At 36.0% G+C, this 16,307-nt stretch carries 16 protein-coding genes; 13 read left to right on the forward strand and 3 right to left on the reverse strand.

The annotated features are described in order from the left end of the window. Positions 1-68 precede the first annotated feature (68 nt). Genes IPI65_03955 through IPI65_03985 form a run of 7 tightly spaced genes read left to right on the forward strand, consistent with a single transcriptional unit; the run spans position 69 to position 4,906 of the window. Complete coding sequence (locus IPI65_03955) at positions 69-1,085, forward strand: nitrous oxide reductase accessory protein NosL (protein ID MBK7440700.1); 1,017 nt, start codon at positions 69-71, stop codon at positions 1,083-1,085. After that, on the forward strand, positions 1,082-2,323 hold the full coding sequence (locus IPI65_03960; protein MBK7440701.1) for a nitrous oxide reductase family maturation protein NosD: 1,242 nt from the start codon (positions 1,082-1,084) through the stop codon (positions 2,321-2,323). The genes IPI65_03955 and IPI65_03960 overlap by 4 nt, the downstream gene beginning before the upstream one ends. Continuing rightward, positions 2,320-3,027: an ABC transporter ATP-binding protein gene (locus IPI65_03965; protein MBK7440702.1), complete on the forward strand. Its 708-nt coding sequence runs from the start codon at positions 2,320-2,322 to the stop codon at positions 3,025-3,027. Before IPI65_03960 ends, IPI65_03965 begins: the two co-directional genes overlap by 4 nt. Then, positions 3,027-3,794, forward strand: a complete 768-nt coding sequence (locus IPI65_03970; GenBank protein ID MBK7440703.1) for an ABC transporter permease — start codon at positions 3,027-3,029, stop codon at positions 3,792-3,794. The genes IPI65_03965 and IPI65_03970 overlap by 1 nt, the downstream gene beginning before the upstream one ends. Continuing rightward, positions 3,791-4,090, forward strand: coding sequence for a hypothetical protein (locus IPI65_03975; protein MBK7440704.1), 300 nt, complete (start codon positions 3,791-3,793; stop codon positions 4,088-4,090). Before IPI65_03970 ends, IPI65_03975 begins: the two co-directional genes overlap by 4 nt. Before the next feature lie 4 nt (positions 4,091-4,094). Continuing rightward, positions 4,095-4,466: a group III truncated hemoglobin gene (locus tag IPI65_03980; protein MBK7440705.1), complete on the forward strand. Its 372-nt coding sequence runs from the start codon at positions 4,095-4,097 to the stop codon at positions 4,464-4,466. Continuing rightward, positions 4,466-4,906: a CopD family protein gene (locus IPI65_03985; GenBank protein ID MBK7440706.1), complete on the forward strand. Its 441-nt coding sequence runs from the start codon at positions 4,466-4,468 to the stop codon at positions 4,904-4,906. Before IPI65_03980 ends, IPI65_03985 begins: the two co-directional genes overlap by 1 nt. A 49-nt stretch (positions 4,907-4,955) precedes the next feature. On the opposite strand, the gene IPI65_03990 is transcribed toward IPI65_03985, so the two are convergent. From IPI65_03990 to IPI65_04000, 3 genes are all read right to left on the reverse strand, one after another. After that, the gene (locus IPI65_03990; protein MBK7440707.1) at positions 4,956-5,516 is read right to left on the reverse strand and encodes a fasciclin domain-containing protein; all 561 of its coding nucleotides are present in this window, start codon (positions 5,514-5,516) and stop codon (positions 4,956-4,958) included. Between the two features lie 58 nt (positions 5,517-5,574). Continuing rightward, entirely contained in the window at positions 5,575-6,447 is an 873-nt protein-coding gene (locus IPI65_03995; GenBank protein MBK7440708.1) for a hypothetical protein, read from the reverse strand. Between the two features lie 358 nt (positions 6,448-6,805). Next, a complete protein-coding gene (locus tag IPI65_04000) occupies positions 6,806-7,393 on the reverse strand; it encodes a Crp/Fnr family transcriptional regulator (GenBank protein ID MBK7440709.1) in 588 nt (195 codons plus the stop codon). Positions 7,394-7,778: 385 nt separating this feature from the next. On the opposite strand from IPI65_04000, the gene IPI65_04005 reads away from it, so the two are divergent. The 6 genes from IPI65_04005 (at position 7,779) to IPI65_04030 (ending at position 16,256) form a co-directional block, all read left to right on the forward strand. Next, positions 7,779-8,624 (forward strand): transketolase, encoded by an 846-nt coding sequence (locus tag IPI65_04005; protein MBK7440710.1) that lies wholly within the window; start codon positions 7,779-7,781, stop codon positions 8,622-8,624. Between the two features lie 82 nt (positions 8,625-8,706). Beyond that, on the forward strand, positions 8,707-10,722 hold the full coding sequence (locus IPI65_04010; GenBank protein MBK7440711.1) for a T9SS type A sorting domain-containing protein: 2,016 nt from the start codon (positions 8,707-8,709) through the stop codon (positions 10,720-10,722). 1,179 nt (positions 10,723-11,901) lie between these two features. After that, on the forward strand, positions 11,902-13,263 hold the full coding sequence (locus tag IPI65_04015) for a VWA domain-containing protein (protein ID MBK7440712.1): 1,362 nt from the start codon (positions 11,902-11,904) through the stop codon (positions 13,261-13,263). Further along, entirely contained in the window at positions 13,260-14,633 is a 1,374-nt protein-coding gene (locus IPI65_04020) for a VWA domain-containing protein (GenBank protein MBK7440713.1), read from the forward strand. Before IPI65_04015 ends, IPI65_04020 begins: the two co-directional genes overlap by 4 nt. Before the next feature lie 63 nt (positions 14,634-14,696). After that, positions 14,697-15,650, forward strand: coding sequence for a transketolase family protein (locus tag IPI65_04025; GenBank protein ID MBK7440714.1), 954 nt, complete (start codon positions 14,697-14,699; stop codon positions 15,648-15,650). A gap of 54 nt (positions 15,651-15,704) precedes the next feature. Continuing rightward, a complete protein-coding gene (locus tag IPI65_04030; protein ID MBK7440715.1) occupies positions 15,705-16,256 on the forward strand; it encodes an RNA polymerase sigma factor in 552 nt (183 codons plus the stop codon). Positions 16,257-16,307 lie beyond the last annotated feature (51 nt).

A 16,307-nucleotide genomic window follows, 5' to 3' on the forward strand; every position in this document is an offset into this window, starting at 1 on the left:
TATAAAGGGAACAGATATCGTATAAACTATCTGTTCCCTTTTTTAATGCCAATTAAATTGCAAAAGTTATGCGTAGCTCGAAGATTTCAATTTTAACAAGGATTTTATGCTTTGCCGGTGCAGTTGCTTTGGTGATTTCATTGTTCGTGCCGCTTTGGCGAATAGAACTCGCAGCTCCGCAGTATCCTGAAGGTTTAGTGTTGCTGATTTATCCGGATGATATTGCCGGGGATGTTGAAATAATTAATGGATTAAATCATTACATCGGTATGCAAACTTTACATACTGAGAACTTTATTGAATTTACAATTTTACCCTATCTTATTGGACTTTTTGCATTAATAATTTTGCTGTCAAGTCTAATTGGCAATAAAAAATTATTGTATGCAGTCTTTATACTATTTGTAATATTCGGTGTTGTTGCAATGATTGATTTTTGGAGATGGGAATACAATTATGGTCATAATTTAGATCCTAACGCAGCAATTATTGTGCCCGGTATGGCCTATCAGCCGCCATTAATCGGCTTTAAACAATTGTTAAATTTTGGGGCGTATTCAATTCCTGATATAGGTGGTTGGTTGTTTATTAGCAGTGGCGCATTGCTATTAATAGCCGTGATAGTTGAATTAAACTTGCTGAAAAAATTTAGGAAACCGAAACATACTGTAACTGCATTATTTTTAGTATCAATATTGGCTACTTCATGCAGCCCGAAGGGACCGGAAGTAATTAACTTAAACTATGACCATTGTTCCTCATGCAAAATGACAATAGCCGATAGTAGATATGCCGCGCAATTAATTACCGATAAAGGACGCGTATACAAATTTGATGATGTTACCTGTTTGATTAATTACCTTAATGATAATAAGCAGATTGCAATTGGATCTATTTGGGTTACAAATTTTAATAGTCCTACAAATTGGTTAAATGTAAATCAAGCTTACTTTATTAAATCAAGAAGCCTTCAAAGTCCTATGGGTGGTAATTCGCCTGCATTTGAAAGTAAAGCGAGTGCGGCAATTTATGCCGAAGCAGATACCGGAGAAATTTTTACTTGGGATAAATTAATTCAATTATGAGTGTGATTAGTTTCATCTTATTTACTTGTGCATTGGTTTATGCAAATTGGTCAACCGCTAATACTTTGGTAGTTGGGAAATTAAACCCCTATCAAACTATCAAATCAGCAATTGCTGATGCGGTTGACGGCGATACAATAATCGTATTATCAGGTTTTTACAAAGAGGGTAATATTTCAATTGAAAAGGCAATCACATTCATTGGCGAAAATTTTCCTGTAATAGACGGCGACAGGCGATTCGAGGTAATTACTATTAAATCGAATAATGTAAGTATCAGTGGATTTAAAATTCAACACTCCGGCTTTGCAACATTGGATGACCCGGGTGGTGTAAAAATCATTAATGTATCTAATATTACAATTACGAATAATATATTGTATGATAATTTTTTCGGCGTATATATACAACAAGGCCATAAATGCACTATTAAAAATAATTTAATTGTTGCATTAAACAAAGATGAACAGCAAATCGGAAATGGCATACATTGCTGGAAGAGCGATAGCTTGCAAATAATTGGTAATGAAATAAGTGGTCATAGAGATGGTATTTATTTTGAATTTGTAACTTATTCCGTTATTTGGAGAAATATTTCACATGATAATATCAGGTATGGCCTCCATTTTATGTTTTCAAACGACGATTCCTATTTTTCTAATATTTTCAAGAGTAATGGTGCTGGAGTTGCTGTAATGTTTACAAAAAATGTAACGATGATGAACAACCATTTCGAAGAAAATTGGGGTGATGCAGCATATGGATTATTACTCAAGGAGATATCAGATAGTTACATTTCGGGAAATACGTTTGCCAATAATACTACCGGAATTTATATGGAAGGCACTAATCGCATTATCCTTGAACGGAATGTATTCGAACAAAATGGCTGGGCTTTGCAAATTCAAGCGAGTTGTATGGATAATGTTTTGCGTAACAACGATTTCCTGGCCAATACCTTTGATGTGAGTACCAACGGCACAAATGTGCTCAATACATTTGAATTAAATTATTGGGATAAATACTCTGGATATGATTTGAACCACGATGGAATTGGCGATGTGCCTTTTCACCCGTTAAGCATGTATAGTGTGGTTGTAGAAAATATACCTTCGGCAATGTTGCTATACAGAAGCTTCTTTGTTACGATGTTAGACAAATCTGAAAAAATGTTTCCTTCAATTACGCCGGATAATTTTATTGATAAAACACCAAGTATGAAGTCTATAATTATATGATTGTTATAAATAACATATCAAAAAAATTTGGCAAATTAAGTGTGCTGAAAAATATTCAACTTTCGTTTAATCAAGGAGAATGTATTGCATTAGTGGGGCCAAATGGTTGCGGTAAAACAACAATGATAAAATCCATATTGAGTATGGTAATTCCTGATTCAGGTCAGATATTGTTTGATAGCCTAGATATTCGCAATCAATTTAAATATCGAAAAGATATAGGCTATATGCCACAGATTGGTCGTTATCCTGAAAATATGAATATAGGACAGGTTATTGAAACAGTGAAACTACTTAGAGGCAACAGTATGCAATCTGACGAAGATTTATATGTTCAATTTAGAATTGATGAACTAAAGGCAAAAAAAATGTCCACACTCAGCGGTGGTACACGGCAAAAAGTAAGTGCAGTTTTAGCATTTATGTTTAATCCGAAGGTTTTGATTCTTGATGAACCCACAGCAGGTTTAGATCCGCTGTCTGCAGAATTACTTAAGGAAAAAATTATAAAGGAAAGGAATAATGGAAAGTTATTATTAATTTCTTCTCACCTCTTAGCCGATTTAGATGACATTGTTTCAGAAGTTGTTTTTATGGAGGAGGGCCAAATACTTTTCCATAAAAAAACAGCCATGATAAAAGAAGAAACAGGGGAGCAAACTATTTCAAAAGCTATAACTCATATCTTAAAAAAATCTTTTTAATGAGTAAAATTGTTTATTTTGTATTAATAGATATCGTTAAAAATAAGATTGTTGTTGCATATGCTATTATTTTAACGATATTGTCATGGGGCGTTTTTATGCTGGAAGATAGCAGTAATAAAGGGTTGCTCACACTATTAAATGTTGTTTTATTAGTAGTTCCGCTTATGGCATTATTGTTCTCGACAATATATTTATATAATAGTGCTGAGTTTATTGAGCTTTTGACAGGCCAGCCAGTTAAGCGAAAAACAATTTGGTTAAGTCTTTACAGCGGACTAGCCCTGAGTTTAACAAGTGCTTTTTTATTAGCGGTAGGCTTGCCGGTGTTTATTTTTTGTGAATTTGCAGCAGCAATTACCCTAGTTATAACAGGGTGTTTAATTACATTGGTATTTACTTCTATCGCTTTTCTTTCTGCTATAAGCAGTCGCGACAAAGCAAAGGGAATTGGCATTGCAATTATGGTTTGGTTGTATTTTGCGCTAATATTTGATGGACTAGTGCTTTTTTTGTTATTTCAATTTGGCGAATACCCTATCGAAAAGCCTATGGTGCTGCTTTCAATTTTAAGCCCACTCGATCTCACCAGGATTTTTAATTTGTTGCAAATGGATTCATCTGCGCTTATGGGCTACACCGGGGCAATTTTTAAAAATTATTTCGGAACAAATGTCGGGATGATAATTGCATTTATGGTTTTGACTGCATGGACATTAATTCCATTGTTAATTTCTTTAAGAATATTTATTAAAAAAGACCTATGAAATTAAAAGACGCTTTACTCAAGCTTGAAAAATCTACGCATCCTGTAGCTACAATCCTTGCGAATGATGGGCAATTTAAAGTGTATAGCATTTTATTTAAGAGTGGAATGATTATGACTGATCATAAAACTTCAAGTAATGCAATACTATATGTGCTTAGTGGTGTAGTGGTTTATAGTGATTCGGAGGCAACCGTTGAGTTGAATTATTTTGATGAATTTCATATTAAGCCCGGAATAGTACATTCAATAACAGCAAAAGCCAATGCATCTTGTTTACTCATCCAAAGCAGGTAATGATATGAAGAAGGATATCCAAAATAGAAATGATATCGAACAGTTAGTAGATAGTTTTTACACTAAGGTGAAATCAGATGATACAATAGCTTATTTTTTCACAGAAGTAGTAAAAGTAAATTGGGAGAAACACCTGCCACGCATGTATGACTTCTGGGAGAATGTTTTGTTTCAATCAGGTGCATTCACAGGTAACCCGATGGCCAGACATCAACAAATTAATGAGCATAGTAAAATTACCGATTTGCATTTTGCACGATGGATTATGCTATTTGAAATTACAGTCGATGAATTATTTTCCGGAGCTAATGCATCACTTATTAAGCAAAGGGCTAAAAGTATAGCCACAATCATGCAATCTAAAGTAGATAAATAATGAACCATATTTTATTAATCATTCATATACTTGCAGCAACTATTTGGGTTGGAGGGCACTTAATAATTAGTTTTCGAATTTTGCCTGAGGCAATCAAAAGGAAAAACGTCGCCGGATTACTTGAATTCGAAAAGAAATATGAAGTAATCGGTTTGCCTGCATTATTGTTACTTGTAATTACAGGAATCTGGATGTCACTAAACTATGGAATACCCCTGTCACAGTGGTTATCTTTTTCATCCGGAATTGAAACTGTTGTTTCTTGTAAGTTATTGCTCTTAATAATTACATTCGTTTTGGCATTGCATGCAAGGTTGGTGCTCATTCCGAATTTAAAACCTGAAAGATTGGTATTCCTTACTTTGCATATTTTTGCTGTAACAGCAATAGGTATTACCATGCTTATTCTTGGAACTTTTGTAAGATATGGCGGAATTTAAAAAGGCGCAACTGTAATAGTCGCGCCTTATCAAACAAAAATGAAAATATTTATTTTGCAGGTGGAAGTAACACTTCGTTAATTACATGAATTATGCCATTCGATGTAGGAATGCTTGCTACAATTTCTGCGGTTCCATTAACAAAAACTTTATTGTCTTTCATTGTAATAGTTATCTTATCACCGCTTACTTGTTCAAATTGTTGACCATCTGTAAGATATTCTAGTTTTAAAGCACCAACATAAGTATGGTATTCAAGGATGGCTTTCAGGTCATTAATTTTATCAGGTTCCAACAACCCTTCAACTGTTCCTTTCGGTAATTTATCGAATGCTGCATTCGTGGGTGCATAAACTGTAAATGGACCGGCATTACTTAGTGCATCTACCAATCCTGCTGCCTGAACTGCAGCAACTAATGTAGTGTGGTCTTTACTGCCTGCAGCAACCTGAACAATATTGGGATTCGATACATCATCTTGTACTCCTGATTGACCAACAGTAGTTGCGGCGTTTCCGGTTGAAGCTTGCTGTTCATCTATCGAATTTGAATTGGTGCATGATGCTAATACAATTGAACCAATCAGCAGCCCGGTAAATTGAATTTTCATAATAGTTAATTTTAACTACTAAGGTAGTGTGACGATTAAAAATCACTTATGATTCAAATCATATTTTTCGAAAACCGGAACTTTTTATTTGGGAGATAAAAAGTATTGCAATTGCTAAGCAAATTAGGACGGTAAAACTCACTAATATATAATCTATTCCCGGTATAACAGTGTAGCTGAACGAAGCAATGCCCTGTGTTGCCAGAGCTAGTTCATAAATAATAACACTAACTAAAAATAGCATTATACCAATGGATGAAATTTTATTCACCAATAATAATTTTGTGCTGTAAGCATATGTTAGAATGAACATCGATATGATACCAATAAGCACTAAATGCAAGTATGCAATAACAATTGAACGGAATCCGAATGCCAGTGTACTCACAGTTGGAATTACTGAGCCTAATTGAAGTGTGAATTTAACTGTTAATGCGGCTGCAATAAATGCAAATAATAACTTTGTAATTAAGTTGTTGCCTAATTTAGTTAATACCTTGTTTTGTCTACAATAAAATAGCAATACTACCCATGCGTAAAACTGCCCGACTGCGGCAACTACAACTAAACCATAAATTAATATCGGTAAATCCCTCCATAATACCGAAAGACCGTATGCAGGTATGCAACTCAGCGCAAAGTACCAAAAAACAGATTCAGGTATTTTAGGTAAACCTAATTTTTTTTGGAAATGATGTATCAATATACCCATACAAGCAAAAAAGAACCATCCATTGTATTGAAAATGTAAGTACCAGTAAATGGAGGATAAATAAGCAATTTGATGAATATCCTTAATAACCATAATGTAAACCAAAACAGCAGTACCAAATGCAGATAAAATAAGCATTAACAATGAAGTAATAAACCAACGTTTAGGTGCAAATGATTTCAATCCGCTTAAATCTTTGAAATAGTAAAATGCGAACACAAAGCTTATTATTATGGATGCCGTTGAAAAAATGATAGATATTGTATTGTATCCATTTGCTAAAAATGCTAATAACATCCCGTAAGCTGTAAAAAGATTTAATCCAAGAATCCAATTGTATACCCTTATTTTGCTGTTAACAATGTGTGGCGTTATTATGCCGACCATTAATAGCATTATTGTTTGTGAAATCCATCCCGAAAATGCAAAGTGTGAATGTCCGTGTTGTAGATTCTTTTGATCAAAGTAGGGAAAATCGAATCCGATTTTATAGCGCATTATCACACCAATAACCGCTACAATTAAAAAATTAAAAATGGAAATGAAAAACCACTTATTTGCATTGAAATTTAACATATTAAATGTATAATTTTCTATTAATAATTTCAACTTGCTTTTTAGTTCGCATTACAGATAAAGTTCTAATTACAGTTTCAACTCTTAATCCCGTGAAATTGGCAATTTCTTGTCGGGTAAATGGGATTTCAATTTTTTCACCGGTTGTATAATGTTTCTTCTTGTAATCATCTAAAAACGACAACAACCGTTCTTCGGGAGTATGATTCATAACAGCCTTTGCAGTTGATGCTTTTGAGTACACCTTACGTGCAAGAAGTGCTAAAAATGTTTTTTGTATGTTAGGATATTCATCTAATATATTCAAAAATGTTTCTTTCCGTATGCGCAATACAGTTGTGTCCTCAACAGCCATTGCAGAAGCCGGATAACGCTCATTAATAAATAATGGTGGCTCACCAAATGATTGTCCAGCAGTGAAATTACCTTGAACATATTCCCTACCCATATCATTAATATTCGTCATTTTTATTTGTCCTTGATCAACCTGAAAATAAAATAGTGCTTCATCACCTTCGTAAAATACAAATTCACCTTTGCTGTATTTTTTATAAGTAGCACCCCATGATATCAGTAAATCAACATCCATAATTGCAAGTAATTTGGGTTATCCTTACAAATATACATTTTGCACTATGAAATATTCTTATTTCTGTTCATTATTAAACTGTAAACTTGAAATTTGTTTACTGTCTGCCTATTGCAAATATTTGCATTAATATTTTTTTTTATTTATGATTTGAATCATACTTGAGCAAAATAGTATTCATACATTTTAGTTGTTACTGTTTTAGAGGGTTTGAGTGATATACAATTGGGGAGTTTATCATAACTATGTATAAAATTTTGGCTTCTTTAAGCTTTGGCACCCAAAATCCCCCCTTTTTGCAGCAGATTTTTAAAATCCAAGTGTTAATACAACCCAATGCCTGTTTCGCTCCAATTCCCTACCTTTGCTAAAAATAACCTTTCGCATGGCTGATATTAACCAATTAAAGCGCATTTGTTCGCAGGTAAGAAGAGATATAGTTCGTGAAGTTTACCAATGCCAAAGCGGGCATCCGGGTGGCTCGTTGGGCTGCACTGAATTTTTTGTTGCCTTGTATTTTGATGTGTTGAAACACGACAGTTCGTTTAATATGGATGGTGTTGGTGAGGACCTGTTTTTTTTGAGTAACGGGCATATTTCGCCGGTTTGGTATAGTGTTTTGGCGAGAAGTGGTTATTTCCCATTGGAAGAATTGAATACTTTCCGCAAATTAGATTCCCGTTTACAAGGTCACCCAACAACGGCTGAACATTTACCCGGAATTCGCATTGCCAGCGGTTCACTCGGCCAAGGTATGAGTGTTGGTATTGGTGCTGCTCAGGCAAAAAAATTGAATGGCGATACTCGTTTAGTTTATACTTTACATGGTGACGGTGAATTACAGGAAGGCCAGATTTGGGAAGCTGCCATGTATGCTGCCCACGTTGGGGTTGATAATTTAATATGCACCGTTGACTGGAATGGTCAGCAAATTGACGGGCCTACCAAAAAAGTAATGGACTTGGGCGATTTAAAAGCCAAATTTGAAGCATTCGGTTGGGTTACATTGGTTTGTGAAGATGGTAATGATATGGAAATGTTGCTCAACACCATAAAAACAGCTCAAGCAGCAACCGGAAAAGGAAAACCGGTTATGATTTTAATGCGCACGGCAATGGGTAAAGGGGTGGACTTTATGGAAGGCAGTCATGAATGGCATGGTATTGCTCCAAATAAAGAACAACTCGAAAAAGCCATGGCACAGCTTGAGGAAACCCTTGGCGACTATTAATTATTTTTTTAATGCTGATTAACTACTTTTAATTTTCTGCAATTTTGTTGTGGAACTTAAGGTATTGCCGTAACTTTTCATCATGAAACCTAAAAGCAAACAAAGCGAACGTAAACTTACGTTGCAAAATTATTCTGCTTTTTCTGCTGCCTTTTTAACAATGGCAGCTTCCGGTTCTGCGCAAATAGTTTATACCGACGTTGACCCAGATTTACAAGTGTACATTGATGATATCGGATTAGATATGGATGGCAATGGCACGAATGATTTTAAATTAGTTTTTTTATCGGAATCGTTTGCTTCGTTTGCGCCTAATGAATTAAAATTACGTATTAATCCGCTTGGTGATAATCAGGTTGCTTATTCCATTCAAAATGTTCCGGTAACCTATAGTGGAACACCGTGGTATACCTATAATGCCGGTGCAACACAAATTATGTTTACCAATATTCCTTTATTAAATGAAGGTGCGGTAATTGATGAAGCATTTAATTTTCAGTCGGATCTTGCAGTGTTATATGAAAAATTATTTTTTTATATCTACAGCAGTTCAAATATTGAACCTATTGCCGGTGGTTTGTGGAATGGTACAACTAATCATTTTGCTGCAGTGCATTTTTATACTGATGGTGCATATCATTATGGCTGGTTGCGTTTAAATGTTAGTGTTGAAGAAGGTATTACGCTATTGGATTATGCCTATGAGTTAACACCGGAAACGCCAATTACTACGGCAATTAAAAATTATTCGACATCATGGATTTCGGTTGCTGATGCAGGTATTTCTGAAACAGCTGCCGATTTAAATTTTAATTTTTCTGCTGCCGGCGATGAAGTTGATATTGATGCTTATCGTGTAATTTGTGTAAAATCGGATATCACTGATTTTAATGTAGATGATGCTAATATTTTAGGCAGCGACAGATATATAAGTATTATTCCGGATGGCAGTGCTGATTATGCAGGTAATTTTATTTCCGGTGGATTGGATAGTGATGGTGATGCGATTGTTGCCGGGCAGGAATATCAATTATATGTTTTAAATGTAATGAGTGCTGCCAGTAATTATTTAAATATATTATCGCAAGCTTCCATGCCGGTTATTTTAGTGGATACCGTTGCAGCAGCAATTGATTTAAGTATTGCAGATGTATTTAATAATGGTGATGCAACAGACATTCGTGTTAATTTTTCGGCACCTGCTATTGAGCAAGGTATAATGGAGTATCGGGTAATTATTGCACAAAAAGATGATGCAGATATTTTTACAATTGATAATGCGTTAGCATTAGATGCAACACGTTATACAACAGTATTGCCTGGTTTGGAAGCGTATGAATTATTTTTATCTGAAACAATTTTAGACGTTGCAGGAAATGTGATTGTTCCTGATAAATATAAAGTATTTATATTAAGTATTCCTGATGGCACATCGGTTGTAAATGCACAAATGACTGAAGCATCAAATATCGTTTCGCTTGAGCAGGCAACATCGCAAGTTGCAGGAATTGTTTTAGAAGATATTTCAGATATTGGAAATGGAGAAGATATTAAAATTAGTTTTCCAATTCCGGCTTTTGAGCAAACCATAGCAACGTACCGCGTTTTTCTTGTAGATTTTGCAACCGCATTTAGTTTTAATTTAGATGCAGCATTAGCCACAACAAATTATTTCGAAGTTACACCAGCCGGAACCGATATTATTTTAAACGGCGATGCCACAACCCGCGACAGCCAAGGCAATTTAATTACATGGGGCGTACCATATTATGCCTATGTGTTATCGATGGCAAGCGATTATGGAATAGGCGATACATTATCAGCACCCAGCAACCAAATCATATTAAATTTTCCGGTTGAAATTGCAAACAATAATTTAAATACACCTGTAATATTTTCTGCTATTGATGGCATACATGTAGCATTAAACAATAACGATTCCGGCATTTTCGAATTATACAACACCGCCGGACAATTAATCACCACCACCAAATTAATTACCTCAACAACAATCATCCCAACCACCCAACCCACCGGCATCTACATCACCCGAATTTTCACATCCGGCAAATGGTATTATTCAAAAATCCAATTGTAAAAAAAAGATTGCCAAACAACCCACCCAAAAAAAAAAAAACCCCCCCTTTTTTTCCCCCTTAAAAAAATTATAAAAAAAAAAAAAAAAAAAAAAAAAAAAAAACCCCAAATTGATTCCAAAATCAATCATCCCACAACCCCATATTGATTTATCTCAACATAAACCGATGTAACATATTTAAAAAAAATTAGAATGAAACGACCCACCAACCCCTTTAAGGGTTGCATATTTTTAGCAAATGAAATGAAACGATTCACCAAACCCCATCCGGGGTGAAACAAATTCACAAAACCCCAATGCTACGACCCCCCAACCCCTTTAGGGGTTGCATATTTTTAGCAAAATGAAATTGAACGATCCACAAACCCACCGGGGTGAAAAGAAATTCTCCAAACCCCAACCTCACGATTCACCAACCCCTTTAGGGGTTACATATTTTTAAATGAAATTGAAACAAAAAACCAAACCCCATCCGGGGTGAAACAATTACACCAAATTCACCAAACCCTGCTACCCACCAACCCTTTAGGGGTTGCATATTTTAATTAGCAAATCAAAATCATACGATTCCCAACCCCCTTAGGGGTAAATGAAATTGCGAACAAACCCCAGGTTACCACGTCACCAACCCCGGTTTTTGAAATTGAAACGAAAAACCATGCAGAAACAAAATCCCTACGCCATTTTGTTGATAGCGGAAACAAACTAATGGACCAATGTGATAATGTACCGATGTACCAATGGAACAGCCGGTTTTGAATAAAAATTTAATTAACTGTTTGTTGCAGCGAAAAGCCCGCAAGGATTTTGATACAGAGCGCGATGTTGATGCTCCAAATTAATGTACCAATTAGTTAATGTACCGATGTACCAATGGAACAGCCAAAAAATGTGCTAATTTGTTGATGTGCTTATGTTCTAATTAAACAGCCGGTTTCGAGTGAGATTTTTAATTATTAGTTTTTTGATGGACAAATTACCAATTGAACAGCCGGATTATATGCTATAATTCATCATTTTACACAAAACTATACACCCATTGGCGGCGTGTTAACTCAAATTTGGCTTGTGATAATCAAAAACGGCAGCATTTTTGTTTATTTGCAACAGTTCAAATATGAAAAGCTCAATAAAACCCTATAAATCATCGTTTTATAAGGTTGGACAGAGCCCTGATACATGAGAAACAGCCTGCTATTATTGCTTCTTTTTACATTTTTTACCGCGTCGGCGCAAACAAAACCGACGGGAGAGGCCAAACGTATTCTCATTTTGCTGGATGGCAGCGGCAGCATGGTTGACCCCTGGAAGGGCACTACCAAATGGGAAGTAGCAAAAAAACTGGTTGTAAAAACGATCGATAGCATACAAAAAGCCGACCCTACGGTGGAAATCGGGCTCAGGGTGTTTGGACATCAGAGTCCGCGTGCCGCTCACGATTGTAAAGATTCAAAACTGGAAGTATCGATATCAAAAAATTCGGGTTATAACGTTAAAAATGCGCTGAACCGGATTACGCCACAGGGTTACACGCCGATTGCATACTCTTTGTTTTTATCGGCCGGTGATTTTATTTCAACGGAAGGCACAAATTCCATTATTTTAATTACCGATGGAATTGAAAATTGTGATGGTGATCCATGTGCAAGTTCCCAGGCATTGCGTGATAAAAAAATTACGTTAAAACCATTTGTTATTGGTTTGGGATTGGAAGAAAAAGATAAAAAACAATTTGATTGTATCGGTAATTATTATGATGCCGGCGATGAAAAAACATTTTCGAATGCGATGAGTATTGTGGTGTCGCAGGCATTAAATATTACTACCACACAAATCAATTTATTAGATGCATTTGGGTTGCCGGTTGAAAAAAATATTGAGATTACATTGTATGATCATTTAAGTGGTGAGGTGCGTTATAATTATGTGCATACACCTGATGCGAGAAATCAGCCGGATACTTTGTTTTTAAATCCGATTGGAAAATATGATATTGTAGTGCATACAACACCACCGGTTTATTTAAATGAAGTGGAACTGGTTCCGGGCAAACATAATATAATCGGAATTGATGTGCCACTGGGAAATTTAGTTGTTACTGAAGGCACAGGTGCGGTATTTAGTCAGAAACAATGTGTAGTGAGGAATAATACTACCGGTGAAATTATTTATGTGCAGAATTTTAATACCACGCAACGTTATATTGCCGGAATTTATGATATTGATGTGCTTACTATTCCACGTTTGCATTTTGAAAATTATGAAATAAAAGGTGGTGTAAATAATAAAATAGATATTCCATTACCGGGCACATTAAATTTATCGACCACCGAAAATAAAGTTTATAGTATTTATTTGGTGAAAGACGGTAAATTGGAAAAAGTATATGAAGGTAGTTTGAATGCAAATATGGAAAGTATTCAATTATTACCAGGCGATTATAAAATATTTAGTCGCTCCAACATTAAAAAATATTCGGCGAACACAAAAGATATTTCTATTACGATTAAAAGTGCAAAAACATCTATTATTAAAATTTGAAGCAGTCGATATTATATAAAAATATTTTTGGCTTGCTGATACTGTTTATCGGTTTCAGTTTACAAACGTATGCCCAAACATCGCAGGTTACGCGGATTTTGTTTGTTGTAGATGCCAGTCGCAGTATGACACAAACGTGGGAGCGCAGTGCCAAGATGGTTGCAGCCCGCGCGGTGGTTAATGGTATAGCTGATAGTCTGAATGATGACCCGAATATTCAAATGGCTATGCGTGTTTATGGTCATCAAAGTCCGCAGCCATTAAATGATTGTGAAGATTCGAAATTGGAAATAGGTTTCAGGACGAAAAATGCGTTGAGTATAAAAAATCGTTTAGCTGATATTCGCCCGAATGGCGTAACACCAATTGCCTATTCGATGGAACAATCGCTGGATGATTTTGGTCCGGATGCAAAAAATTATCGCAATATTTTAATTCTGGTGAGTGATGGATTTGAGAGTTGCGGAAAAAATCCGTGTGAAGTTGTGCAGCGAATGCGGAATATGGGTGTAATTACAAAATCGTATGTAATTGGAATTGGTATTGATGCAACGGAGTTCACACAATTTAGTTGTATGGGTGAATTTATGAATATTGAAAGTGAGCAAAAAACGGAGCAGGTTGTAGATGCAACTATCGCAAAGATATTTAATTCGGTTTATGTGCAGGTAAATTTAATGGATACTTATAATCGCCCCGAAGAAACAGATGTATTGATGACATTTTATGATGCGAACAGTGAGGTGCAAAAATTTAATTATTACCATACGATAAATCCGAAAGGGAATCCTGATACACTTACATTAGATCCCGCATTAACATACGATATGCAGGTGCACACCACACCGGAAATTATGAAAAAAGATGTGGTGTTAACACCGGGAAAAATAAATGTAATTACGCAACCCGCGCCTCAGGGTTATTTAGTTGTAGATATTCGGAACGAAGCCTTTAAAACCAATTTAAATTGTATTATTAAAAAAGATGGTAAAGTGGTGATTTGGCAACCGGTAAATACTTCACAAAAATTATTAACCGGAAGTTATGATGTTGAAATATTAACGTTGCCGATAATTACCGTAAAAAATGTTCAGGTGGAGCAGGATAAAACCACCACCTTAGAAATAGCGGCGCCGGGATTTGTTACTGTTGCAAAAAACGAAGCAGTATCGGGTGGTATTTATGAATTTAAGGATAACAAGCTGGTTGAAATTTATGAGATGAGCGAAACGAACCCCAAAGAGACGCTGGTAATTCAGCCCGGAAAATATAAAATCATCTATCGTTATTTATCACAAAAAGACATGGATGCAACCCGTGTTATCGATTTTGAGGTAATTACCGGTTCAACCCTTACCGTAAGACTGTAACTTTGCCTTATCTTCGCAGCGGATTTCCCAAAAACGGAGTCTATAACCTAAAAAATCGCTGTTTTGATCAACGTAGATTACACCAATCAGAAAGATACCCGCTCAGGATTTGGCGCCGGTATACTGGAAGCAGGAAAAGCTAACCCTCAGGTAGTGGCATTATGTGCCGACTTAATTGGCTCGCTCAAATTAGAAGCATTTATTAAAGAATTTCCTGAACGGTTTCTCCAGTGTGGCATTGCGGAAGCCAATATGACAGGTATTGCTGCGGGTTTAACGATTGGTGGAAAAATTCCATTTGCCTGCACATTTGCAAATTTTGCAACAGGCAGGGTTTATGATCAAATTCGTCAGTCGATAGCTTATTCTAATAAAAATGTAAAAATTGCTGCATCGCATGCCGGGGTAACCTTAGGTGAGGATGGTGCAACACACCAAATATTAGAAGATATTGGGTTAATGCAAATGCTTCCGAATTTTGTGGTGATTAATCCATGTGATTACAACCAAACCAAAGCAGCTACTATTGCTGCTGCCGAATATGAAGGCCCGGTTTACTTGCGTTTCGGTCGCCCAAAATGGCCCATTTTTTACCCTGCAGATGAAAAATTTGAAATTGGTAAAGCCTGGAAAATTCAAGATGGCGCTGATGTTTCCATTTTTGCAACCGGCCATTTAGTGTTGAAAGCAATTGAAGCAGCAAAAATTTTAGTTGAACAAGGATATACTGTAGACCTGATAAATATACATACCATTAAACCTCTCGACGTTCAGGCAGTCATACAATCGGTAAGCAAAACAAAATGTGTTGTTACTGCTGAGGAACACCAGATTTTAGGCGGTTTAGGAAGTGCTATTGCCAAAGTAGTTTCTGAAAATACACCTGCGCCAATTGAATATGTTGGTGTACACGATAAATTTGGTGAAAGTGGAACTGCCGAACAACTGCTCACAAAATACGGAATGAGCACACAGCATGTGGTAGATGCAGCCCTCAAAGTAATGGCACGCAAGTAATTGCGGACCGGTTCCGGTTTTATTTTGAACCCGGAATTACTAATCAGGAGGTGAATGACAGATAAAGAGATTGTACAATTATGTCTTGACGTGTCAACCCGTGAGCGAGGATTCCGACTCTTGGTTCAGGCGTATTCAAAAAAACTATACTGGCATGTACGCCGCATGGTAGTAAGCCACGACGACGCAGATGACGTGGTTCAGAACTGTTTTATTAAAGTATGGAAAGGGCTTCCGGAATTTCGGCAGGAAAGTAAATTATATACTTGGTTGTATCGCATTGCCTCTAATGAAGCCATCACATTTATTAATGAAAAATATCGACGTTCAAGTGTTGCGTTGGAAACTGAAGGTGAAAGTTATTCTGCCAATTTAAAAACTGACCCCTGGTTTGATGGCGATGCGGTTCAAGTGCAATTACAATTGGCCATTGATACACTTCCTGATAAACAAAAGCAGGTATTTATTATGCGCTATTACGACGAATTGAAATACGAGGAGATGGAAGAGATTTTGGGCACTTCCACAGGCGCTTTAAAGGCAAGTTTTCATCATGCAGTAAAAAAAATCGAAGTTTTTTTAAAGGATAACTTAAACCAAGTTTAAAAACGATAGTCATAACTGCAATTGACAGCATAAAAAAAATAAAATTTAATC

The sequence above is a fragment of the Bacteroidota bacterium genome (genome assembly GCA_016706255.1).
GTDB lineage: Bacteria > Bacteroidota > Bacteroidia > Chitinophagales > BACL12 > UBA7236.